General features: G+C 47.5%; 1 pseudogene. It reads right to left on the reverse strand.

Features of this window, described 5'->3' with window-relative positions:
- Positions 1-339: pseudogene (locus GQY27_RS21295) on the reverse strand (succinate--CoA ligase subunit alpha); the annotation flags it as partial.

Raw genomic sequence — 339 nt, forward strand, 5'->3', positions numbered from 1 at the left:
TTCCTGGAGGTGCTGTAACCCCGCCGATGAAACCGACGACAGGTTTTGTCATATTATCGCGAATCCATTCTGCTGCTTCTTCTTCAGCAGTACCCCCAATTTCACCAATCATAATAACTGCGTGTGTATCAGGGTCATCATTAAAGCGAGATAAAATATCAATAAATTCGGAACCTTTAACAGGGTCTCCGCCAATCCCTACAGCTGATGATTGACCGATACCACGTGTTGTAAGCTGATGAACCGCTTCGTACGTCAGCGTACCGCTACGGGATACGACTCCCACATGACCTGGCATATGAATGTAGCCCGGCATAATACCGATCTTACATTCGCCCG

Source organism: Paenibacillus sp. An7 (genome assembly GCF_009870785.1).
In the GTDB taxonomy this organism is placed as follows: Bacteria; Bacillota; Bacilli; order Paenibacillales; family Paenibacillaceae; genus Paenibacillus.